Source organism: Polaribacter sp. NJDZ03 (genome assembly GCF_019263805.1).
Lineage (GTDB): Bacteria > Bacteroidota > Bacteroidia > Flavobacteriales > Flavobacteriaceae > Polaribacter.
The window spans coordinates 2,634,158-2,657,643 of record NZ_CP079195.1 but is presented as its reverse complement, the minus strand read 5'-3'; the positions used below and the strand labels follow the sequence as shown (position 1 = coordinate 2,657,643).

Annotated in this window: 22 protein-coding genes; 12 read left to right on the top strand and 10 right to left on the bottom strand. The window is 29.2% G+C overall.

From position 1 onward, the window contains the following. The first annotated feature begins 277 nt into the window (after positions 1 to 277). The 8 genes from KV700_RS11280 (at position 278) to KV700_RS11245 (ending at position 9,040) form a co-directional block, all read left to right on the top strand. On the top strand, positions 278 to 1,672 hold the full coding sequence (locus tag KV700_RS11280) for a glycosyltransferase family 2 protein (RefSeq protein WP_218597939.1): 1,395 nt from the start codon (positions 278 to 280) through the stop codon (positions 1,670 to 1,672). Positions 1,673 to 1,958: 286 nt separating this feature from the next. Further along, positions 1,959 to 2,798, top strand: coding sequence for a tetratricopeptide repeat protein (locus KV700_RS11275; RefSeq protein WP_254712908.1), 840 nt, complete (start codon positions 1,959 to 1,961; stop codon positions 2,796 to 2,798). Positions 2,799 to 2,876: 78 nt separating this feature from the next. After that, positions 2,877 to 4,697 carry a BatD family protein gene (locus KV700_RS11270; RefSeq protein ID WP_254712907.1) on the top strand — a complete coding sequence of 607 codons (1,821 nt, stop codon included), beginning with the start codon at positions 2,877 to 2,879 and terminating at the stop codon, positions 4,695 to 4,697. A gap of 59 nt (positions 4,698 to 4,756) precedes the next feature. Next, complete coding sequence (locus tag KV700_RS11265) at positions 4,757 to 5,515, top strand: SH3 domain-containing protein (protein WP_218597938.1); 759 nt, start codon at positions 4,757 to 4,759, stop codon at positions 5,513 to 5,515. Positions 5,516 to 5,569: 54 nt separating this feature from the next. Then, positions 5,570 to 5,863, top strand: a complete 294-nt coding sequence (locus KV700_RS11260) for a hypothetical protein (RefSeq protein WP_166383862.1) — start codon at positions 5,570 to 5,572, stop codon at positions 5,861 to 5,863. Between the two features lie 79 nt (positions 5,864 to 5,942). Further along, positions 5,943 to 7,535 (top strand): SulP family inorganic anion transporter, encoded by a 1,593-nt coding sequence (locus tag KV700_RS11255; protein WP_166383864.1) that lies wholly within the window; start codon positions 5,943 to 5,945, stop codon positions 7,533 to 7,535. Between the two features lie 117 nt (positions 7,536 to 7,652). Beyond that, positions 7,653 to 8,282: a carbonic anhydrase family protein gene (locus KV700_RS11250; RefSeq protein WP_218597937.1), complete on the top strand. Its 630-nt coding sequence runs from the start codon at positions 7,653 to 7,655 to the stop codon at positions 8,280 to 8,282. A 131-nt stretch (positions 8,283 to 8,413) separates the two neighbouring features. Beyond that, positions 8,414 to 9,040 carry a carbonic anhydrase gene (locus tag KV700_RS11245; RefSeq protein ID WP_166383868.1) on the top strand — a complete coding sequence of 209 codons (627 nt, stop codon included), beginning with the start codon at positions 8,414 to 8,416 and terminating at the stop codon, positions 9,038 to 9,040. Between the two features lie 73 nt (positions 9,041 to 9,113). Here the strand turns inward: KV700_RS11245 and KV700_RS11240 are convergent, their stop codons facing one another. Continuing rightward, entirely contained in the window at positions 9,114 to 9,617 is a 504-nt protein-coding gene (locus tag KV700_RS11240; RefSeq protein ID WP_166383870.1) for a CvpA family protein, read from the bottom strand. Between the two features lie 83 nt (positions 9,618 to 9,700). Here KV700_RS11240 and KV700_RS11235 point away from each other — a divergent pair, with 83 nt between their 5' ends. From KV700_RS11235 to KV700_RS11225, 3 genes are all read left to right on the top strand, one after another. Then, positions 9,701 to 10,051, top strand: a complete 351-nt coding sequence (locus KV700_RS11235; RefSeq protein ID WP_166383872.1) for a hypothetical protein — start codon at positions 9,701 to 9,703, stop codon at positions 10,049 to 10,051. 80 nt (positions 10,052 to 10,131) lie between these two features. After that, positions 10,132 to 11,496, top strand: a complete 1,365-nt coding sequence (locus KV700_RS11230; protein WP_218597936.1) for a TlpA disulfide reductase family protein — start codon at positions 10,132 to 10,134, stop codon at positions 11,494 to 11,496. Further along, a complete protein-coding gene (locus KV700_RS11225) occupies positions 11,496 to 11,987 on the top strand; it encodes a TlpA disulfide reductase family protein (RefSeq protein ID WP_218597935.1) in 492 nt (163 codons plus the stop codon). Before KV700_RS11230 ends, KV700_RS11225 begins: the two co-directional genes overlap by 1 nt. A gap of 5 nt (positions 11,988 to 11,992) precedes the next feature. Here KV700_RS11225 and KV700_RS11220 read toward each other — a convergent pair whose 3' ends face one another. The 3 genes from KV700_RS11220 to KV700_RS11210 all read right to left on the bottom strand — a co-directional run bounded on the left by KV700_RS11220 (position 11,993) and on the right by KV700_RS11210 (position 14,497). Further along, positions 11,993 to 12,898, bottom strand: a complete 906-nt coding sequence (locus KV700_RS11220; RefSeq protein WP_218597934.1) for a DMT family transporter — start codon at positions 12,896 to 12,898, stop codon at positions 11,993 to 11,995. Between the two features lie 123 nt (positions 12,899 to 13,021). Next, positions 13,022 to 13,381 carry a YraN family protein gene (locus tag KV700_RS11215; protein WP_166383880.1) on the bottom strand — a complete coding sequence of 120 codons (360 nt, stop codon included), beginning with the start codon at positions 13,379 to 13,381 and terminating at the stop codon, positions 13,022 to 13,024. 156 nt (positions 13,382 to 13,537) lie between these two features. Next, on the bottom strand, positions 13,538 to 14,497 hold the full coding sequence (locus KV700_RS11210) for an LD-carboxypeptidase (protein ID WP_218599845.1): 960 nt from the start codon (positions 14,495 to 14,497) through the stop codon (positions 13,538 to 13,540). Between the two features lie 172 nt (positions 14,498 to 14,669). Between KV700_RS11210 and metG the strand changes: the two genes are divergently transcribed. Continuing rightward, a complete protein-coding gene (gene metG / locus KV700_RS11205; protein ID WP_218597933.1) occupies positions 14,670 to 16,724 on the top strand; it encodes a methionine--tRNA ligase in 2,055 nt (684 codons plus the stop codon). 462 nt (positions 16,725 to 17,186) lie between these two features. Here the strand turns inward: metG and KV700_RS11200 are convergent, their stop codons facing one another. The 6 genes from KV700_RS11200 to KV700_RS11175 form a co-directional block, all read right to left on the bottom strand. Continuing rightward, positions 17,187 to 19,403 (bottom strand): molybdopterin cofactor-binding domain-containing protein, encoded by a 2,217-nt coding sequence (locus tag KV700_RS11200; protein WP_218597932.1) that lies wholly within the window; start codon positions 19,401 to 19,403, stop codon positions 17,187 to 17,189. 20 nt (positions 19,404 to 19,423) lie between these two features. After that, on the bottom strand, positions 19,424 to 19,885 hold the full coding sequence (locus tag KV700_RS11195; RefSeq protein ID WP_166383884.1) for a (2Fe-2S)-binding protein: 462 nt from the start codon (positions 19,883 to 19,885) through the stop codon (positions 19,424 to 19,426). A gap of 233 nt (positions 19,886 to 20,118) precedes the next feature. Beyond that, entirely contained in the window at positions 20,119 to 20,565 is a 447-nt protein-coding gene (locus KV700_RS11190; protein WP_166383886.1) for a hypothetical protein, read from the bottom strand. Positions 20,566 to 20,656: 91 nt separating this feature from the next. Then, complete coding sequence (locus tag KV700_RS11185) at positions 20,657 to 21,508, bottom strand: universal stress protein (protein WP_218597931.1); 852 nt, start codon at positions 21,506 to 21,508, stop codon at positions 20,657 to 20,659. Positions 21,509 to 21,782: 274 nt separating this feature from the next. Next, positions 21,783 to 22,085 (bottom strand): ribosome-associated translation inhibitor RaiA, encoded by a 303-nt coding sequence (gene raiA / locus KV700_RS11180; protein ID WP_166383890.1) that lies wholly within the window; start codon positions 22,083 to 22,085, stop codon positions 21,783 to 21,785. A 480-nt stretch (positions 22,086 to 22,565) separates the two neighbouring features. Beyond that, positions 22,566 to 23,408, bottom strand: a complete 843-nt coding sequence (locus KV700_RS11175; protein WP_166383892.1) for a universal stress protein — start codon at positions 23,406 to 23,408, stop codon at positions 22,566 to 22,568. Between the last annotated feature and the right edge of the window lie 78 nt (positions 23,409 to 23,486).

Below are 23,486 nucleotides of genomic sequence, written 5' to 3'. Positions count from 1 at the left end.
AATTAGATTTTTTTTATAAAGTAAAATTTTAAATGAGCCGATTAATACTTTTTAATCGGCTCATTCGTTTTAATACATTCATCAGAAAAAACTTTATCAAAAAAGATAACTGTGTATGCTCTTTACCTAATAAGGTATACTTTTTACTCACTAAGTGGGTAAAAAATACACACATTAAAAACCTTAAAAAAGGTAACTCCCTATAAACAAGGTACAACTACTAATGGTACGTAAATTGATTTAATATTAGTACAAGAAGAACTAATTAATAATCAACATGAAAATAGCTAGCTTTAATTTAAAATTAAATAATAATAAATTTTCTATAGAAGATAAAATAAATACGCCAATTAACTTTAAAGCTATCCTTACTTTGGTAGCCTCTTTTGTTATAATGATTGGAGCTGCGTATGTAGTTTACTTATTACAAGATGATTTTTCTAAATTTAATTTAGATAGATTAAATAACAAGTTTGGATTTATATTTTTTACTCTAGCCGCAGTACTATTTGCTTTTGGAGTATTAACTTTTATTTACGATGTGTTTTTGTATTTTAAATACAAACCTATAGAATCTGTAAGTAATGAAGAATTACCTACAATTACGGTAATTGTACCAGCTTATAATGAAGGAAAACAAGTTTGGGACACTTTAAAAAGTTTAGCTAAAAGTGATTATCCTAAAGAAAAATTACAATTATTATCTATAGATGATGGTAGTAAAGATGATACTTGGCATTGGATGAAAGAGGCTAAAAAACTTTTAGGAGATCAAGTAACTATTATGCAACAACCCAAAAACATGGGTAAAAGACAAGCTCTATACCGTGGTTTTAATATGGGAAAAGGAGAAGTATTTGTAACTGTAGATAGTGATTCTATAGTAAAAAAAGATACTCTTCGTAATTTGGTAAGTCCTATTGTTGTTGATAAAAAATGTGGTGCAGTGGCTGGTAATATTCAAGTCTTGAATAATAAGAAAGCATTATTACCTAAAATGCTAAATGTAAGTTTTGTAATGAGTTTTGAGTTTAAACGTTCTGCAGAAAGCAGCTTAAATTCTGTTTTATGTACACCTGGTGCTTTAGCCGCTTATAAAGCTAGTGCCGTTTTTGCGTGCTTACCAGAATGGATTGATCAAAAATTTATGGGTAAAGCTTCTGATATTGGAGAAGACAGAGCATTAACCAATATGATTTTAAAACAAGGTTACAGCGTGCTATTTCAAAAAAATGCTTACGCTTATACAAATGTACCAGAAGATTACAAGGGGTTATATAAAATGTTTATTAGATGGGGAAGAAGTAATGTTAGAGAAAACATTGCCATGTATAAATATGTATTTACAGACTTTAGAGAAGGAAGTAAATTCGGGTCTAGATTGTTATTTGTAAATCAGTCTATAAAAATGATCATGTCATATCCTTTTTTATTATTTATGATGTTTTTTGTTTTTACACACCCAGTTTTGTTTATCAGTTCTACGTTATTAAGTATTTTAATTGTGTCAACATTCCCGGTATTATTCTATACTAAAAGATATGATTTAAAAGAAGCGCTGTGGGCATATTCTTACAGCATACTATATACTTTTGGCTTATTCTGGATAACACCTTACTCAATTGCAACTGCCGGTAAAAGCGGATGGTTAACTCGAGAAATAGCTGCTTAAGTAGATTAAATATAATACATACAGTTCTGCACTTATATGCAGCGATAGTAATAAAAAACATCCAATAGAATCTATAACAGATTTTATTGGATGTTTTTTTTGTTTAGAGAAATAAAATGACAAATCTTCTATAATTCAACTCATTTACCGTTGTTACAACACACTACTAAAAGCAACCTAAAAAAATGAATATTAGCCTCCTTAAAAATAACAACTTATTAACAAAATTCTTTTTTTGAATACCTTACTTTTGTAATCATTACTTTTATGTAAAAAGACACAAATTATGAAAGAAGTTAAAGATAACATGAAGATTTTACAATACATCCTTATCGTTTTCTTAATGCTATTTTCACCGAAAGAAATTTTAGCACAAAAAGATTCTATTGCCTTACAACGAGAAGCTAGAAAATTGTTAAGACAAGGAAATGATCTCTACAATAAAAAACAATTTACAGATGCTTCTGTTGCGTATCAAAAATCATTAGCAAATAATACAAAATACGATAAAGCGTCTTATAATTTAGGAAATGCTCTTTATGAAAACAATAATTTTAAAGAGGCAATACCCCAATACGAATTAACTGCAGAAACTGCAAAAGACAAATTTACTAAGGCAGAAGCGTATCATAACATTGGTAACGCAATGATGGAGCAAAAACAATATCAACCTGCAGTAGATGCTTATAAAAATTCCTTAAGAAATAATCCTAATGATGATGAAACTCGTTATAATTTAGCCGTTGCCCAATCTTTATTAGAAAAGGAAAATCAAGATAACAAAGACGATAAAAATAAGGACAATAAAGATAAAAAAGACCAGGATAAGAAAGACAAAGACGATAAGAAAGACGGAGACGACAAAAATAAAGACAAAGATAATAAGGACAAAAAAGACGAGAAAGACAAAGACGGCAAGGGAGATGATAAGAAGGATAAAAATAAAGATCCTAAAAAAGATGAGAAAAAGGAACAAGAAAAACCAAAACCTCAACCAGGAAAAATGTCTCCAGAACAAGTAAAGCAATTGCTAGAAAGTTTAAATAATGAGGAAAAGAAAACTCAAAAGAAAATGAATGCTCAAAAAGCAAAAGGCAAAAAAGTAAAACAAGAAAAAGATTGGTAAAAATCTGCCATTCTTCTTTCTGGGAGCTAGCGTACATCATATTCTAAAAATTAGTTTGTTTAAAAAATAAGTACAAAATTGAATACCTATAAAATTAAAACAATAAGTAAAACTCAAGATTGGTTCTCCTTGTTAGGAAAATCTCAAGGAGCTTTAATGCTTATATTTTGTTTCGTAACCACTTTTGTAGCTGCCCAAGAAGCTACCTTAACAGCCACAGTAAGCAAAAATAAATTGGCAGTAAACCAACGATTACGAATTGAGTTTACCATAAACAAACAAGGTGGAGATAACTTTTCTCCCCCTAGCTTTACTAATTTTAAAGTAGTAGGAGGTCCAAGCCAATCTGTTAGTCAATCTTGGATAAATGGAAAAACAAGCTTTTCACAGTCTTACACCTACATTATTCAACCAGAAAGAAAAGGAGAATTAACTATTGGGTCTGCAAGTATTAAAATTTCTGGTAAAACCATAAAAACAGAACCTATAAAAATTATCGTTTTAGATGCTGTAGATATTCCTAAGAACCCAAATGATCCAAATTATATTGCTCAACAAAATATTCATTTAGTAGCAGAAATATCTAAATCTAGCCCTTATGTGGGAGAAGGTATTTATGTAGAATATAGATTGTATGTTAGTGAAAATGTTAGCGTCTATGATACCAATGTTACAGAAGCTCCTAAATACAATGGTTTCTGGAACCAAGCTATTAAAATAGATAATTACCCTGTAAAAATAGGGAAGTATAATGGCGAAGATTATAGATATATCGTGCTTCAGAAGGCATTATTAATACCTACAAAAACAGGGGTTTTAACAATAGATCCAATGAAAATGGATATTGTTATTGGAGTTCCTACAGGTAGAGCAGATTTTTTTGGAAATGTAATTACAAGAAATGTTCAAAAAGAATTTGCATCAGCTAAAAAAATAATTAACCCTAGAAGTCTTCCTTTAGAAGGAAAACCAACAAACTACAAAGGTGCCGTTGGTGATTTTAATTTTAATGTTACCTTAAGTAAGGGAGTTTTAAAAGCCAATGAAAGTTCTCAAATTAAAGTAGCTGTTTCTGGTAAGGGGAACTTAAAATTATTTGAATTACCAGAGGTAACAACACCTGTTGAGTTAGAAAAATATCAACCAGAAAGAAAAGAAAAAATACAGATAAATGCTGGTGGAATTTCTGGTGAAGTATCAGATTTATATACCATAGTTCCGCAGTATAAAGGGAAATATAAAATACCAAATGTTTCTTTCTCTTATTTTAATCCGAATGAAAAAAAATACCATACAATTACAACAGATGATTTCTTTGTAGATGTGTTGGATGGAAAAGAATTAAAACCTGCAATAGATACAAATGCTACGCGAAAACAAGATGTAGTTTCTACAGGTAATAATTTTAGATACATACAAACAAAAAGTAATTTAGAACTTGTAGACACAGATGATTTCTTTAAGTCTAACTTATTTTACATTTTATTATTATTACCTTTAATAACAATTCCTATTGGTATTTTTATTGCTAAAAAGAATGAAGAAAGAAGTAATGACCTTATAGGTAACAAGCTTAGAAAAGCAGAAAAATTAGCTAAAAAATATTTATCTGAAGCTCAAAAACAATTAGGTAAAAAAGAAGCTTTTTACGAAGCTTTAGAAAGAGCATTACACAACTACTTAAAAGCAAAATTAGGTATTGAAACAGCAGATATTAGTAAAGAAAAAATTACAGAAATTTTAGAAAATAAAAAAGTTGAATCAACAACAATTATTCAATTTATAGAAGTTTTAAAACATTCTGATATGGCGCGTTACTCACAGATAACAAATACAGAAATGGAAGCTGAATTTGAGCGCGCAAAACAAGTTATTGTTCAATTAGATAAACAATTATAACCTATTTCCTGCAAGGCTTTAAAAACCTTGTAGGTATATTTCAATATAAACTATTTCGAATGAAAAGAATATTTTTTTTATTGTTGATAATTGCCAATTCGGTTACTGCACAAAATGTAGATAGCCTATTTGTATCTGCAAATAACTTATATAAAAACGGCAAATTTAGCGAGGCTATTGAGTTTTACAAGCAAATAGAAGCAAAAGAATTAGTATCATCAGAATTGTATTATAATTTAGGTAATTCTTACTATAAGCTTAACAAAGTAGGACCATCAATCTATTATTATGAAAAAGCTTTACTATTAGATCCTTTAAATGCAGATGTAAAAAACAATTTGGTTTTTGCAAAACGTTTAGCATTAGATAATATTGAGGAATTACCAAAAACAGTATTACAAAAATTTAAAATAAATTATTTACAACAGTTCTCTTACAACCAATGGGCAATAGTAGTTATACTCTTTTCTGTTTTAGGAAGCTTCTTGTTTTTACTATTTTATTTTGCTGATGGACCTTCTAAAAAAAGATTCTATTTTACAACAAGTATGGTGAGCTTTATATTGTTAATTACCTCACTATTTATCACTTACAATCAATATAATTTTACTATTAATAATAAAGAAGCGATTGTTTTTGCAGAAAAAACTAAAGTTAGAAATGCACCTACATTAAACTCCGAAGAAACATTTACGTTGCATGAGGGTACTAAAATTATAGTTTTAGATGGCTTAGATGAATGGAAAAAAGTTAAGATTAATGATGGTAGATTAGGCTGGATACACTCTGAAGACATCAAACTATTAACCGCTTTTTAATTTTTTTTTAACATTAAATACAAAAAGCTTTATTAAATTTGCAAAAAAAAATATTTGAAGCTTAAAGTAGCATTTTTTTTTATATTGATATTTTCTTCCCTATTAATTACGCCAACAGTAATTAGTTTAATTGATAACGCCCAAGACATTTCTATCTTAATTAACATGAATGAAGAGGAAGAAAATCATGGAAAAAATACAATTAAAGAAGTGAAAATTATTCCTTATTCTGTTGTTTCTATCTCTTTTAGAAAAAATCAGAAGCGTAAAAATGTGCGTTTTAAGTCTAAAAACTATATTTCTGAGTATCCAAATATAGATACCCCTCCACCAAAATTTGTACTATAGCTTCCGTACAAAAAAACAAAATTTACAAAACTTAACAAATAGCTCTACTCTAAAAAGAATAGAGTAAAAATATATACATATGTTTAAAAATATTAAAAGCGACTTACCTGCAAGTATTGTAGTGTTTTTCGTAGCATTACCTTTGTGTTTAGGTATTGCATTAGCAAGTGGAGCACCTTTATTTTCTGGAGTAATTGCAGGTATCATTGGAGGTGTTGTTGTAGGTGGTCTTAGTGGATCTAAACTTGGTGTTAGTGGTCCTGCTGCAGGATTAGCTGCTATTGTTTTAACTGCTATTGGTACTTTAGGTGGTTATGAAAACTTTTTAGTTGCCGTAGTCTTAGCTGGTATCATTCAATTAATTTTTGGTGTTTTAAAAGCGGGAGTTATTGGTTATTATTTTCCATCTTCAGTAATTAAAGGAATGTTAACAGGTATTGGTATCATCATTATCTTAAAGCAAATTCCTCACTTTTTTGGTTATGATGCAGAACCAGAAGGAGCCGAGAGCTTTATTGAAGCTTCAGGAGAAAATACATTTTCATCAATATTTAACATCTTCGATCATCTTATTCTAGGATCTCTTGTAATTGGTATTATAGGTTTATTAGTTATCTTATTCTGGGATACTGTTTTATCTAAAAAAGCAAAGTTCTTTACAGTAATACAGGGTCCGTTAATTGCGGTTGTTTTAGGTATTGTTTACCATCTTTTTACTGCTACAAATGAAACTTTAGGTATTTCTGCATCACACTTGGTAAGTGTTCCTATTCCTGAAGACATTAATTCTTTTTTAGGTCAATTTAGCTTTCCTAATTTTGCCGCAATAACCAATACAGAAGTATGGGTTGTAGCATTTACTATTGCTTTAGTTGCTAGTTTAGAAACCTTGTTGAGTGTTGAGGCTTGTGATAAATTAGATCCAAATAAAAATGTAACTCCAACCAATAGAGAATTATTGGCTCAGGGAGCAGGAAATATTATTTCTGGTTTAGTTGGTGGTTTACCTATTACACAAGTAATTGTAAGAAGTTCTGCAAACGTACAATCTGGTGGAAAGACAAAATTATCTACCATTTTACATGGTTTATTTTTATTAATTTCTGTAATTTTAATTCCTACTTTATTAAATAAAATTCCATTATCTGTACTTGCAGCTATATTATTAGTAGTTGGTTATAAATTAGCAAAACCAAAATTGTTTACACAAATGTATAAACTTGGTTGGAAACAGTTTGTACCATTTATTGTTACTGTTGTTGGTATTGTTTTTACCGATTTATTAGTAGGTATTGGTTTAGGGTTATTTGTTGGTATTATAGTTATTTTATTAAAAAGTTACCAAAACTCTCACTTTCTTCATATTGAAGATAAAAGTAATGGTAAGCATAAAATAAAAATGACCTTAGCAGAAGAAGTAACATTTTTTAATAAAGGTGCTATTTTAAAAGAATTAGACAGCTTACCTGTAGATACGTACTTAGAAATAAATCTTATTAAAACTAGATATTTAGATAATGATATTATTGAAATTTTAGAAGACTTTTTATTTAAAGCTAAAGAAAGAAATATTGATATTAAACTTATATCTAAGCGAGGTACAGTAGAAAACCCAGAAAGTTTTATCCATTTCTTTAAAGAAAAACCAAAATCAGATATTAGTTTAAGCTAAATCTATTATTTAAAGGTAGTTGTTAACTAAAATAATAGCTACCTCTATAAAAAACATAAACATTATAAAAAAAATGTTCTTTATTCATTTTTAGAGAACATTATAAAAAATATATACATGAAAGCACATACTAAAGAAACACAGTCTACAATGACACCAGAAAAATCTTTAACCTTTTTAAAAGAAGGTAACCAAAGATTTCAAGATAATTTAAAAGCACATAGAAACCTACTAGAACAAGTTAATGATACAAGTACAGGTCAATTTCCTTTTGCAACAATTTTAAGTTGTATTGATTCTAGAGTTTCTGCAGAACTAATTTTTGATCAAGGTTTAGGAGATATTTTTAGCATTAGAATTGCTGGTAACTTTGTAAACCAAGATATTTTAGGTTCTATGGAATTTGGCTGCAAGTTAGCAGGAACAAAATTAGTAGTAGTTTTAGGCCACACAAGTTGTGGTGCCATAAAAGGTGCTTGCGACAATGCTAAATTAGGAAACCTTACTGCAATGCTTAACAAAATTAAGCCAGCAGTAAATGCTGTTTTAGAGCCAAAAGAAGCTAGCTCTAGAACATCTGCAAACTTAGACTTTGTAGATAATGTTGCCGCTAGAAATGTAGCACTTACTATAGAAAGAATTAGACGCGAGAGTGAAGTTTTAGCAACAATGGAAGAAAATGGTGAAATTATGATTGTTGGTGCTATGTACAATATTAATGATGGTGCAGTTAGTTTTATAAACTAAAAAATAAAACAACTTAATAAAAGAGGTACTACAAGCCTCTTTTATTAAGTTATAATAATTACCTTTCCATTGTTAATACACAACTTAACTATAAAGTAAAAACGGAAAAAACACCAACTAAAACTTCTATAATGAACTTAGAAACTGTATTTAAAAACAATGAAAATTGGGTTAAAGAAAAATTAGCTACAGATAAAAACTATTTTGAAGAATTAGGAAAAGGTCAAAAACCAGAATTATTATATATTGGTTGTTCAGATAGTAGGGCTACTGCAGAAGAACTAATGGGAGCTAAACCCGGAGAAGTTTTTGTGCATAGAAATATAGCTAATATGGTTATTAGTATCGATTTAAATGTAATGTCTGTAATTAATTATGCCGTAGATCATTTAAAAGTAAATCATGTTATTGTCTGCGGGCATTATGGTTGTGGAGGTGTTAAAGCAGCTATGCAATCTGCAGATCTTGGTATTTTAAACCCGTGGTTACGTAATATTAGAGATGTGTATAGAATTCATGCTACAGAGTTGAATGCTATAAAGTCTGAAGAAAAAAAATACGAACGTTTGGTAGAATTAAACGTTAAAGAACAATGTGTAAATCTTATTAAAACAGCTGCCGTACAAAAAGCGTACAGAGATCGTGGTTTAAAAGTTCATGGTTGGGTCTTTGATGTGCATACAGGTAAATTAATTGATCTAAAAATTGATTTCGAAAAATACTTAGATGATATAATGGAAATTTATCATTTAGATTAAATAACAAAACCCAAGAAATTAGTTTTTCTTGGGTTTTTATTTATATTTTAAAATCTACAGTTTTATTTCTTTACTATACTTCTTTTTCCTTTTCCACTTCCTTTATTATAGATGGAAAAATAGTAGGTGCTACTTTTTTTACGGGCCCATATAAAATAGACTCTTGCAATGTTTCCTTTTCTATAAAAGGAATTGTATCATTCATTTTACCAAAAAAAATAAAAAGAACACTTAATATCAACCCTATTTTTAAAGCACCAAACACACCGCCTAATATTTTATTTAAAATTCCTAAAGAAGCAAAATCTGCAATTTTAGTCAATGCTTTTCCTAAAAGCGCAATTACCAAAATAATTATCACAAAAGTAATGGCAAAAGAAGCTAAAGAAATATATTCTGGGTTCCAAGAAACATACTCTTTTAAAAAATCTGAAGCAAAGTAAGAAAAATGAATTGCGCCATACACACCGGCAATAAGTGCTACCAAAGAGGCTACTTCTACAAACAAACCTTTTAATACCCCTCTAACAAAACCAAAAAGCAATAAAGAAGCTATAACAATGTCAAAAATATTCATGAAATTAATTTTCTCAAACCTACATAAATTTTGATCAATTTAAAAATGCCAGTCGTATCTTTACAACTTATAAAAAAAGTAACATGCCAAAAACACTCACCTTAAAAGAAAAATGGGAATTGTTAGTTAGTAAATTAACCAATCAATTTGCAGATGGAGACGAATTAAATATGGATGGAATTATCTATTTAATTGGTGTACAAGAATTAGGACAAGGTCAAAGAGAATTTAAAAAAGACGAAAAAGTAAACCTAATGCATATTGCCATTTGCAAACTTTTAGAGCCTTATGGTTATTACGAGTTCGATTATTTTGATGATGATACTTGGCCCCATTATAAAACACTAACAGAGTTACCAAATTTAAAACCTGGTGAACAAACAGTGTTAATGAAAGAAGCTATTATTAACTACTTTGAAGCTTTAAACTATTAATATTACTTTAAAATAGAGAAATAGTCCTTTTGGTATACTTCTTGAAAATAGTTTAATACCATCAAAAATAAACTTAAAAGATGAAAAAAATACTCGCATTTATATTCTTAATTTCTTCGTTTGCACAAGCACAATATACTGTTAATGGAACCATGTCTCCTACCATAGATACAGATTGGGTTATCTTATACAAAATTGAAGGTGCATCACAAAAGTTTATACAAAACTCAAAAATTAAGATAGATTCTGTTGCTATTCAAGGAAAAAAACAAGCAATAGGTAGCTTTAGTTTTACACTGCCAGAAAGCACAAAAGTAGGTTCTTATAGAATAACTTACAGACTAGAAAATGCAGGTTTTGTAGATTTTATCTTTAATAAAGAAGATGTAAATTTTGGTTTTCATCCAGAATACGCAAACCAAACCGTAACTTTTACCACTTCTAAAGAAAACATGTTGTATAAGGATTATGTTGATAATATTTCTACAGCACAACAAAAATTAGATTCTATACAAATTGCAGGTTTAGAAGACCAAAGCTTACATCTTAAGGATGAATATAAACAGGCTTTAAAAACATTGAATAGTATTCAAAAAGAATATTTAGAAGCTTCAAACGGAATGTATGTTCAGCCCTTTATTAAAGCTTCATTAAGAAATAATCTTCCAGAAATTATAGAAACGCCAGAGAAATATATGTCTAATATGATTGGCTCCTTTTTTGACCATATTGACTTTAATAACAAAACATTACTAAATTCTTCTTTTATAACAGATAGAATTACAGATTATGTTTTTTACATTAATTACTCTCAAGATACAGAAACACAACAAAAATTATTTAAAGAATCTGTAGATAAGGTTTTTTCTAAGATTGATAATATTTCTTATAAAAAAGAAATTATTGAGTTTTTAATTAATCAGTTTGAAACTGATATGAATCTTGAGTTAATAGATTATTTGTTCGATAATTACTATGCTAAATTACCCGCTAACATTCAAGATAAAAGCTTTAAAGAAGAAAAACAGGCCTTATTTGCTGCAGAAATAGGTAGAATTGCACCAGATTTCTCTTGGAAAGAGGACGGTAAACAATTAACGCTTTCTAAATTAAACGAAGCAGAAAATTATTTATTAATTTTTTGGAGTACTACTTGTTCTCATTGTTTAAATGAAGTACCACAAGTACATACATTTTTAAAAGAAAATGAAAAGGTAAAAGTAATTGCGTATTCTTTAGAAAATGATAGTTATGGCTGGAGTAGTTTCAAAAAAACATTACCAAATTGGCATCATGTTTTAGGTTTAAATAAATGGCAGAATAAAATTGCTAGAACTTACAATGTAGTTTCTACACCTAGTTATTTTATTCTAGATGCTAACAAAAAAATAATTGCAAAACCAGAACATTTAAAAGATGTAAAACAGTTTTTTGCTAAAAAGTAATGGCAAAAAAAATATTCGTTTTTTTAATTTTTACAATTCATTTCTCTGCGGTAAGTCAACAATTTTTTAAAATTAATGATACTGCTCCAGACTTTAACTTATGGCTTACAGATGGTACTAAATTAACAAATAAAGATACTAAAGGAAAGGTAGTTGTTTTTAAGTTTTGGTTTACCTCTTGCATGCCTTGTTTAACAGATATTCCTAAATTAAATAACCTAGTACAAGAGTTTAAAAAAAGAGATGATATTCTATTTATCGCACCTGCTTTAGACAGAAAACCTGTAATAGAAAAGTTACTAAAAGTACATCCATTTCTATTTAAAATTGCCTATTCGGCGATGGATGTTAGTCAGAAATTTAACAAACAACAAGTATATCCATCTTATTTTATCATCAATAAAAAAGGAAAAATTTCTTATATAGATAGTGGCAGTAAAAAATCTGAAATTAAAGATTTAAAAAACGCCCTTTTAACAGCTTTAAAGTAATACTATTACTTCTTATTTTTAGCCTGTTTTAAAGAGGTTATAACAATACCAATAATTACTAAAAAGGCGCCAAAAAACTGCAACATAGTTAAGCTTTCTCCTAAGAAAAAAGACGCTAATATAATGGTAGATATTGGCCCAACACCTGCAACAATAGCAAAATTAGACGAGCTAATCATTTTTATAGAAGTACTTACCAAAAACGAAGGGATTACAGTTGCAAAAACAGCTATTAAAAGTCCAAAACTATATACTTGCCAAGGCAAATTAAACAAGTCTGTTTTACCTATAAAACTAAAGTGTATAAACACGCAAAAACAGGAAACTAGCATAGCATAGGCTGTAAATTTTACAACCCCGAATTTAGGAATTAACCAACCACTTCCAACTAAATAAGACGCATAGGTTATGGCACTTAAAAGCACATAAAAACCTCCTAAATAAACGTTATTTCCAGAAACATCTACTTCATCAGAAAACGCAATTACAATTCCTAAATAAGATAAAAAAATGGCTAAAGCTTGAAATTTAGTAATCGGTTGCTTAAAAAAAAGTCTATTTAATAGAATTACAATTGTTGGGTACACAAATAAAATAATACGTTCTAAACTCGCCTTTATATAAGTTAAACCTTCAAAATCGAAGTAGCTTGCTAGATAATAACCAACCAAACCAAAAAATACAATCCAATAATAATCGCTTTTTGTAGTTTTAGTCTCTTTATTTTTATTTCGATATACGTAGGCTATAATTACATAAAACGGAAAAGAAAACAGCATTCTTAACAACAACATGGTAATTGCATCTACATTATAATTGTATGCAAGCTTCACCATTACCGCTTTAGAAGAAAAAAGCACAATGCCCAAAACACCTAAGAAAACACCCACCCAAAAGTTTTTTTTCATCATAAGACAAAACTAAAACTTACGGTTCTAAAAAGTAGTTTTAAAATGAAACGATTACGATGTTCAGCTAAAAAATTGAATTGATCATTACAAGATTATGAAACAAGTTCAGATTGACAAAAAATGTTAGAAATGCAAAAAAGCATCTTCTAAATGTTCAATTTTTGTTTTATTTTTTTGATGGATGATAGCAATAATATCAAATCGAACCTCAACATCTAAATCTTTATCAACCACATAATAATCGATAGCAGAAACTAATAACTTAATTTTTTTAGCCTTTACAGCATCTTGTGGTTCTTCAAAATAATCTGAACTTCTTGTCTTTACCTCAACAGCAGCTAAAACTTCTCCTTTTTTAGCAATAATATCTACTTCCGCTTTTAAATAGCGGTAGTTTGTTTCTAGGATTTTATAGTCGTTTTTTAATAAAAAATCGATGGCTAATTTTTCTCCCTTTTTACCAAGTTCATTATGTTCTGCCATTTTTTAGTTTTCTGTATTCAGTGGCCGTTTTTACTAATCAATAAAGTCTTAAAAATAGTTTTGATTTGCCAATGTGTTAATTTACATAATAATAGTTAATAAGACCTCACAGGTTTTAAAAATCTATGAGCTGTTTCTTTATGGTAAACACTTTACTTAATCTTCAAAATCTACAGAATACTGCTTACTACCAACAGTCAACTTAACTTTCCTTCCAAAAATCATTGCTCTATTATCTGCTTCATGACCTGCAGGAAAATCAAATAAAACAGGAATATTTTCTGGTACAACATCTAAAATTAATTGCTCTATAGCACTTCCCCATTTGGTAGAATTCTTTCTAATAGAAGACATATTACCTATAATTACGGCATTTACATTTGTAAAATACCCGGCACGTTTTAAACTTTGCAGCATTCTATCTATAGAATATTTATACTCGCCAATTTCTTCAATAAATAAAATTTTACCATTCGTATTCAACTGACTTTTAGATCCTAACATAGAGCTTAAAATAGCCAAATTCCCTCCTATTATTTGTCCTTCTATTATTTTTGATGAAGAATTAACTCTATTATATTTTGAAGAAGGAATTTTATAACTCAATTTTTCTCCGAATAAAGATTTCTTAAATGAAGCTATTGTTTTAATTATTTCTTCTGGTTTTTCCTCTAAACTACTCGCCATCATTCCATGAATAGTTTCTACACCTAAAGTATGAATATGGTTGTGAAACGCAGTAATATCAGAATACCCAATAATCCATTTTGGCTGTTGTTTAAACTTAGTATAATCTAATAAATCTAAAATACGTACAGAACCATAACCGCCTCTTGCAGCCCAAATTGCTTTAATGTTTGGGTTGTCTAACGCGTCTTGAAAATCTTGACATCGTTCTACATCTGTTCCTGCAAAATGATTATTCTGCTTATATAAATTTTTACCTAAAACAACTTTTAAACCCCAACTCTCCGCTAATTTTACAGCTTTTAATACAGTTGCTTTTCTATATTGTTTTAAAATTCCGGCAGGTGCAACAATGACAATGGTATCTCCTATTTGTAAATAAGCTGGTGTACTTAATTTGTCTTGTGCGTTTACAGATGATAAAATCATCAAAAATAAAAGTGTGAAAAGTGTTTTTTTCTTCAAAATAGCGCTGGTTTCTGGATTATAATTGTCTAAAAATCTTATTATGGTAAATGTATCAATTTTCAATGGTTTTTAAAACTCCCTTTTTCGTACTTTTGCACTTCAAAAATCAGTCCACAATTAATACATAGAACACATGAGTGCTCCTAAAAGATATACAATTACTGCCGCTTTACCATATACAAATGGTCCAATACATATTGGTCACTTAGCAGGTGTTTACGTTCCTGCAGATATTTACGCACGTTATTTACGTTTAACAGGTAATGACGTTGCTTACATTTCTGGTTCGGATGAACATGGTGCTGCTATACCAATGAGAGCGAAAAAAGAAGGTGTTTCTCCGCAAGTTATTATCGATAAATATCACGGAATTATTAAAAAATCTTTCGAAGATTTTGGTATTTCTTTTGATAATTATTCGAGAACTTCCTCTAAAATTCATCATGAAACGGCCTCAGATTTTTTCACTAAGCTGTATAATGATGGTGAGTTTATAGAAGAAGTATCGGCACAATTATACGATGCAGAAGCAAACCAATTTTTAGCAGACAGATTTGTGGTTGGAACTTGCCCAAAATGTGGTTTCGAAGAAAGTTATGGAGACCAATGTGAAAACTGCGGAACAAGCCATAACGCAACAGATTTAATAAACCCAAAATCTTCAATTACAGGAAATGTACCAAGTTTAAAGGAAACAAAACACTGGTTTTTACCTTTAGATAAACATGAAGCATTTTTACGTGAGTGGATTTTAGAAGGACATAAAAAAGATTGGAAACCTAATGTTTACGGACAAGTAAAAAGTTGGGTAGAAGATGGTTTAAGACCAAGAGCGGTAACGAGAGATTTAGATTGGGGAATTCCGGTTCCTTTAAAAGATGCCGAAGGAAAAGTACTTTATGTTTGGTTTGATGCGCCAATTGGCTACATTTCATCTACTAAAGAATGGGCAGCAAGAGAAGGCAAAAATTGGGAAGATTACTGGAAAAAAGATGATACTAAAATGGTTCATTTTATAGGGAAAGATAATATTGTTTTTCACTGTATTATTTTCCCGGCGATGTTAAAAGCACACGGAGATTATATTTTACCAGATAATGTACCTGCAAATGAATTCTTAAATTTAGAAGGAAATAAATTATCTACTTCTAAAAATTGGGCAGTTTGGTTGCACGAGTATTTAGAAGAATTTCCAGATCAGCAAGATGTTTTGCGTTATACCTTAACAGCAAACGCTCCAGAAAGTAAAGACAACGATTTTACTTGGAAAGATTTTCAGGCAAAAAACAATAACGAATTGGTTGCTATTTTTGGTAACTTTATTAATAGAGTTGTAGTTTTAACAAACAAATATTACGAAGGGATTGTACCTGCTGCCAATGATTTTACAGAAGTAGATGAAGATGTTTTAGCTGCTGTAAAAGAGTTTCCGAATATTATTGGTAAATCTATTGAAAGATATCGTTTTAGAGAAGCTAGCCAAGAATTAATGAACTTAGCCAGACTTGGTAACAAGTATTTAGCGGATGAAGAGCCTTGGAAAGTGATTAAAGTAGACGCAGAACGTGTACATACAATTATGTATGTTGCTTTGCAAATTTCTGCAGCATTGGCCGTAGTTTCTAAACCATTTTTACCGTTTACTTCAGATAAATTAAAAGGAATTTTAAATATTGATGATGCCCTTTCTTGGTTAGATATTACCGAAAAAGATGTTTTATTACCAGCAACGCATCAAATAAATAAAGCCGAATTGTTGTTTTCTAAAATTGAAGATAAAACGATTGATGCTCAGGTTGAAAAATTAGAAGCAACTAAAATTGCTAACGAGCAAGAAAATAAAGTTTTAGAACCTCAAAAAGAAACAATTGAGTTTGAAGATTTCACCAAGCTAGATATTAGAATTGGTACTATTTTAGAGGCAGAAAAGGTTGCAAAAACTAAAAAACTTTTAAAATTAAAGGTTGATGTTGGTATTGATACAAGAACTATTGTTTCTGGTATTGCAGAAAGCTTCTCTCCAGAAGATATTATTGGTCAGCAAGTTTCTGTTTTGGTAAACTTAGCACCAAGAAAAATTAGAGGTGTAGAAAGCCAAGGAATGATTTTAATGACAGATACACCAGATGGTAAACTTGCATTTGTAGAACCTACAAAAGCAGTTAAAAACGGACAACAAGTTAGTTAACACAAGCTTATTTATATCATAAAAAAAGTCGCTAAAGGCGACTTTTTTTTATGGTATATCTTTCCTACAAAGATAGAAATCACATAATACTATTCTTTTTTAAAGTTTTAAATAAGAAAGAAAATGCTATTTTAATTTTAAAGGAAGTTTTTTTATATAAAATAGATTTTTATTCATAAATTACACTTATAGTTCAACTATTTATCGATAATTACAAACGGCTCAAAGAACATTTTCTTCGTCTTAACTAATTAAAATATTTAATATCAAACAATTAACTAATTTAGCAGAACATTAATATAATCCCTATAAAATATTAGAGAAGTAACATGTTAAGAAATCCCTATACTTTTTAACAAATAAAAGTTACCCTCACTTTTGTTAAATCGCTAAAACATTCATTTGTTTTTAGCGATTTTCATTTTTATCAAAACTCAATTTTAATTTAATATTGCTAGTAAGTTAGCCTAAAATAGTGCTCTTTTTTAATTCGTTAATAAAAGGCTGTTTATAAATTCTTTTTCCTAAAGCTACGTTAATAGCGTTAGCAACAGCACCACCAGCAGGAGGTAAACCTGGTTCTCCTAACCCTGTAGGCGATAAATCATTTTGTACAAAATGCACCTCTACTTTTGGCGTTTCTTGCATTCTAATTAAACGATAGGTATCAAAGTTTTTAGCATTGGGTTTTCCGTCTTTAAAAGAGAAATCTGCATACATGGCATGCCCTATTCCGTCTAAAACACCACCTTCTACTTGGTTTCTTGCACCTGTAGGGTTTACAACAATACCACAATCTACCGCAACAATTACTTTTTTAACAACAGGTAGCCCCTCTTTTAATACAATTTCTGCAATTTCGGCAACATGTGTATTATGGCTATAATAAGCAGAAAAACCTTGGTAAACACCTTCTTCTTTTTTACCCCAATTTCCCTTTTCTCTCACTAATTTAATAGTATCTTCCATTCTTTGCCCAGAATATTCTATTTTTTCATCTGTAGTTCCTTTTACATTCTGTAATAAATCTAAACGTAATTGAATGGTATCTACATTTAATTCTGATGCTAATTCATCAAAGAAACTTTGTTCTGCAAACGCTAAAAAGTTTGTATAAGGCGCTCTCCAAGCTCCCGTTGTAATGTTGCTATTATAACTGGCCGTTTCTACTTTATAATTAGGGATGCATCCTGCGGGAAAAAAATTAGGAATTAATCCATACATATTTACATTTACAGCAGCTTCTTTTAAATGATAACCAGTTACTTTTCCGTCTTTTAAAGCGGCTTTTATTCTATATTTTACAGCAGGTTTGTAAACACCTGTTGTCATATCATCTTCTCTAGTAGAAACCAATTTAACAGGTTTTTTAATGGCATTAGATATTTCTGCAGCTTCATACACAAAATCTGCGTACAATCTTCTACCAAAACCACCACCCATTCTGGTCATTTCTAACGAGATTTTTTCTACATCAAAATCTAACAAATCTGCAACTACTTTTGCTGCAAATTCTGGTGTTTGTACAGGTCCTGCTAAATGTATTTTTTCTGATGTAACATCAGCATAAAAATTCATAGGTTCCATACAATTGTGTGGTAAAAAAGGTGAATGATATGTTTTTTCTATCACTTTATCTGCAGATGCAAAAGCCTTTTTTATATCTCCATCTTCTCTTCTTATATCTAGTTTTTCTCCGTCTAAAATATCTGTTAAAACTACATCATGGTTTTCTGTAGATTCTAATTTACTATCTACTTTCCAAACTGCAGTAATTGCTTTTTTACCTTTTATTGCTGCCCAAGTATTTTCTGCAATAACCACTACTTTATCTGTTTCAGACATGGTAAATGTCCAGTTTTCTTTACCAGACGCATTATACTTTCTTACTTTATCTCCAATTGTAATAACATCAATTACACCTTTTACTTTTTTTGCGGCTGTAGCATCAAAACTTTCTAATATTTGCCCGAAAGCTGGTGGTCTTAAAACAGTTGCAATTACCATTGCATCTGTTTTGTAATCTAATCCAAAAAGTGGTTTTCCGGTAATAATTTTATCAATATCTACATTTACAATTTCTTGACCAATAATAGTATAATCCTTAGCCTCTTTTAATTTTACATTCTCTGGCACTTCTAATAATGCTGCTTCTTTTACAACATCTCCATAGCCTAATGTATCTCCATTTGCATTGGTTATAATTCCTTTTGATGCTTTACACGTACTTGCATCTACATTCCATTTTGCAGCAGCAGCATTTACCAACATTTGTTTAGTAGTTGCTCCTGTTTGTCTTAAAGCATCCCAACCAAAGCGAATAGATTGACTTCCACCAGCCAATTGTCTGGTAAAATTATTAGTGTCTAGATTTCCTTGAGCAACGTTAACTTTACTCCAATCTACATCTAACTCTTCTGCAATAAGCATTGGCATTGCTGTTTTTACACCTTGCCCTATTTCTGGATTTGGTGAAAAAATAGTGACATAGCCGTCATCAGAAATTTTAATAAACGCATTAAAATCATTAAAGTTTAAATTTTCAATATCTACAGGCATTACTGCTTCTGGCTTGCAAGCTGTTAGTAAATTAAACCCAATTAATAAACCACCACTTGCTAAAACTGATGCCTTTAAAAAGTTTCTTCTGCTAAAATTATTCTTTGATATAGATTCCATTTTGTGAAGTAGTTTTATGATTAAGACATTTTATTTGCAGCAACTTTTACTGCTTTTTCAATTCTATTATAAGAAGCACATCTACAAATATTACCGTGCATGGCCTCTCTAATTTCTTCTTCTGAAGGGTTTTTGTTTTCTGATAAAAATGCAGAAGCAGTCATTATTTGTCCTGCTTGGCAATATCCACATTGTGGTACATCAATCTCTTTCCAAGCTTCTTGTACTGGGTGTTTTCCATCAGTAGACAATCCTTCTATAGTAGTTATTTTTACATCATCTAAAATAGAAACTTGCATTTGACAACTTCTTGTTGCAACACCGTCTATATGAACTGTACAAGCACCACATTGTGCAATGCCGCACCCAAACTTTGTGCCTACTAAATTGAATTCATCTCTTAAAATCCATAACAATGGTGTGTCTGCATCTGCAGATACTTTACGTGCTGTTCCGTTAATATGAAGTGTATAATTTGGCATAGAAAGTCTGTTTAAAATTAAAGTTGGAAGTTACAAAAAATTACTTTTGTTATTTTAACTAGATCTTAAATGAATATGTTTTAGGATTACTTTAACAAAAACACATCACAAACAGTTAATTACAAGCGCTTTGAGTCGTAAATATTAGTTTATATAAAAAAATAATCCGCCCTAAAAAGGGCGGATTCAACTTTTACAAATCAATTTTACACAGCTTTATCTTACTATTTTACTTATTCTACATCTATAATTCTTTTTTGTTTTTCTACTTTTTTGATCTTTTTTAAAGTATCAAATAAATTTAGTTTAAACTCTCTGTGTTCTTTTAAGTGATTTTTAAATAAAATAAGAAGTGTTTTATGTTCTTTCTTATAAGCTTCTTCTTTAGATACATTAATTCCATCAATTAGAACCTGAAGACTATTTTCATGTTTTCTAACCAATTGAATTAACTGATTATTGATTTTTATAGAATTACTTAATTTTTCTATAGTTTCTTTACTTTTAGCGTAAGGTTGAAAATCGATTAGTTGAAGGGTATTCCATTTTATTAAGTCTTCAAAAAAAAGATATTCATCATTTAAAAACTCTAGCTCTAAACGCCACTCTTTAGAATCATTATGCATTTCTTCTGCACTTAACCACTCTATATAGTTTGTATTTACATGTTTTATTTTCATAATAAATAGTATTAAATTCTACTCTAAAAAATTTACCTACCACTAATTTACCTTAAAAAACAAGCTTATAAAATGATTAATATCATCTAAATTAGTTTGTTTTTTCTCCTGAAGGAATTACTAAGAAGGGTACATTTAGATGAAAACCTATTTGACTAATTGTTGATTTAAAAAATAGATTTTCGAAAAAAGAATGCTTATTATTAATCATAACTAATAGATTAATTCGCATTTTTAATTGAAATTCAGAAATTGCTCCTGTTACACTTTGGTTGCTTACACTATAAAATAAATGGGTAACATTTTTTAATATTTTATTTAATTTTTGTTGATTTTCTAATTGATTTTTAGATAAATCATCGCCATAATTAGTGTTTATAATATTTACTTTAGAATTATTAGAAAGGGCAATATCTACAATTTGTTCTACTTGTTTTTCATTAAAAGAAACTTCATAATCCGAAGGAAATAATATTTCATTAGGAGCTTCAAAAGCATAATTACTTGGTATTGCCAACACGGGGCATTTTGCATTTTTAATAATATGCACGGTGTTAGAGCCAAATAAAATTTCTGTTAAACCCGTTGCTCCTTTAGTTCCCATTACAATAAGATCCATTACATGTTTTTTATGCAACTCTTCTATCTCATTTGTTAAAGTATTAAATGAAGCTATTTTACGATACGTGTGATTTGGGTTTTTAAATTGACTTTCAATTTTTTGTTGAAGTTTATTAAGTTCTATCTCTGATGTGTTTTTTACTACATCAATTAAATTAAAACCTTCAACATCTGGGTTCATATACTCTACATCATAAATTACTGGTGTATACGTATTCATTATAAAAAAATTACATTTTTCATCCTTCAACAATTGAATTGCATATTGAATTGCATTCCATGAATTATCGGAAAAATCTGTAGGTAAAAGTATATTTTTCATGATTCTTATTTTTAATAAATTCTAAATTACATATCCTATTTCATGATTACCAAGAAGGGAGGTTTAGATATAGGCTTATTTTATCTGTATGGTTTTAAAATAGAATATTGTATTTTTTTTAAGTATAAAATGAACCTCTAAATTTCTTAGATTCTCCTTAGTAAAGAGTTAAATATCTATCAGAAAGATAAAGCACATTTGTTGCAGAATTATTATCAGACTAAAAAAAGTCTTTATTAGCCTGATAATAATTTAACCGAGCATTTATCTGTCTTTACAAATAAGGTTTTGTAATTGCTTTTCTCTTATTTAATTGTTTTTCTAAATCTGAAATGGTGTTTTTAACAGCAAGTTCATAATTTTTTTCATTAGAAGAAGCAAATAATCTTGGTCCTGGTGCACTTAATTCTATTTCACAAATTACACCTTTGTTTTTAGAATCGTTTTCTTTTTTAAAAAACACATTTGCTTTAATAATTGTTTCGAATTTTTTAACCAAACCATCTAGCTTATTTTCAGTATAAGCTTCCATCGTTTCACTTGTAGACATGTTAACAAATTGAATATCCATTTTCATCTTTATGGTGTTTTTAGTTATTAATAAAAAAATTATTGAAACCTATCGTTTCGTATGTAGTTCTAAGATAATCCATTTTAATTAAATTATTATAATAGCATATGCAATATTTAATAGATACAAACCTATTAGAAAAAGTAGTGTATATATTGCCTGTACAAATCTAATATTTACAAGTTTTAACCAATGTATGGTTCGCTTCGGAATACTAAAGAGCGATAATCCTATAAGTAATGAAGACCAACCAATTAGGGTAATTATAAGTTTCCAATTAGGCTCCCAAATGTTATGGAATAGAATATTTATCAACCCAATAATAATGGCTAAAAAAGAAAAAATAATCAGAAATTTTTGATCTTCTAAATCATTAAATATTTGCCTAATCCTTTTAGGATTAAAGCTTAGTATAACGAAAAAAATAAGTAAATAATAACCCCAAAACTTTGCTAAAAAAATTGAATTATCCATAACATATTGTTTTTATTCATGCAGTACTAAAAAAGGAACATCGGTATGATAGCTTATTTCCGTTACTTTGGTATGAAATAATATTTGCTGAAAATAATTAAGGTTTTTTGCCACCATAACAATCATATCTATATTTCTACTATTTACAAAACATTGCACAGCATCTTCTACTTTTTTATTTGTTAAAAAATGAAAACTATGTATGTAATTATAGAGGTAATCTTCTAATAATTCTTTACTTTTTTGCTGATCTTCATTTAAAGCAGTCACTTTTTTACTGATATTTAAAACCCGTAAAGACGATTTTTTTTCTTCTAAAATTTCTGTTATCGGCTCTAATATCTGTAATTCATTACATAATGAAAAGTCGGTAGGAAACGCAACCTCTTCAATTTTCTTAAATGTAGCATTTTCTGGCACAACTAAAGTTGTACACTTTACCTTTGTAATAACATCTCCCGTATTACTCCCAGTAATATAGCCCGGAAAACCACTAGCTCCTTTTGTACCCATAACAATAACATCTATTTTTTTTTTATCTACATGCTGTCTTATAGATTCTATAAAAAAATTATCGTCTGTTAAAGTATAAAATTTATGATTTTTGTTATTATTAAAATTTATTGCTATTTTTTGCTGAAGTTCTTTTAGTTGTTTTTTTGCATTTTCTACATTTACATCTATTACAATTTCTTGCGTATCATCATATAAATAATCGTCTATTACAACGTTATTTAATCGATTAACATGTAACAAATAAAAATGGCACGTAGTGTGCTTATAAAAGTTTAAAGCATACTCAATAGCATTCCAAGAATTGTCTGAAAAATCTGTAGGGAGTAAAATAGCTTTCATTTAAATTCATCTTTTATATAAAAGACAAATTTATTGCTACAATACTTTTTAAAAAATGATATCGGTCATATTGACCTT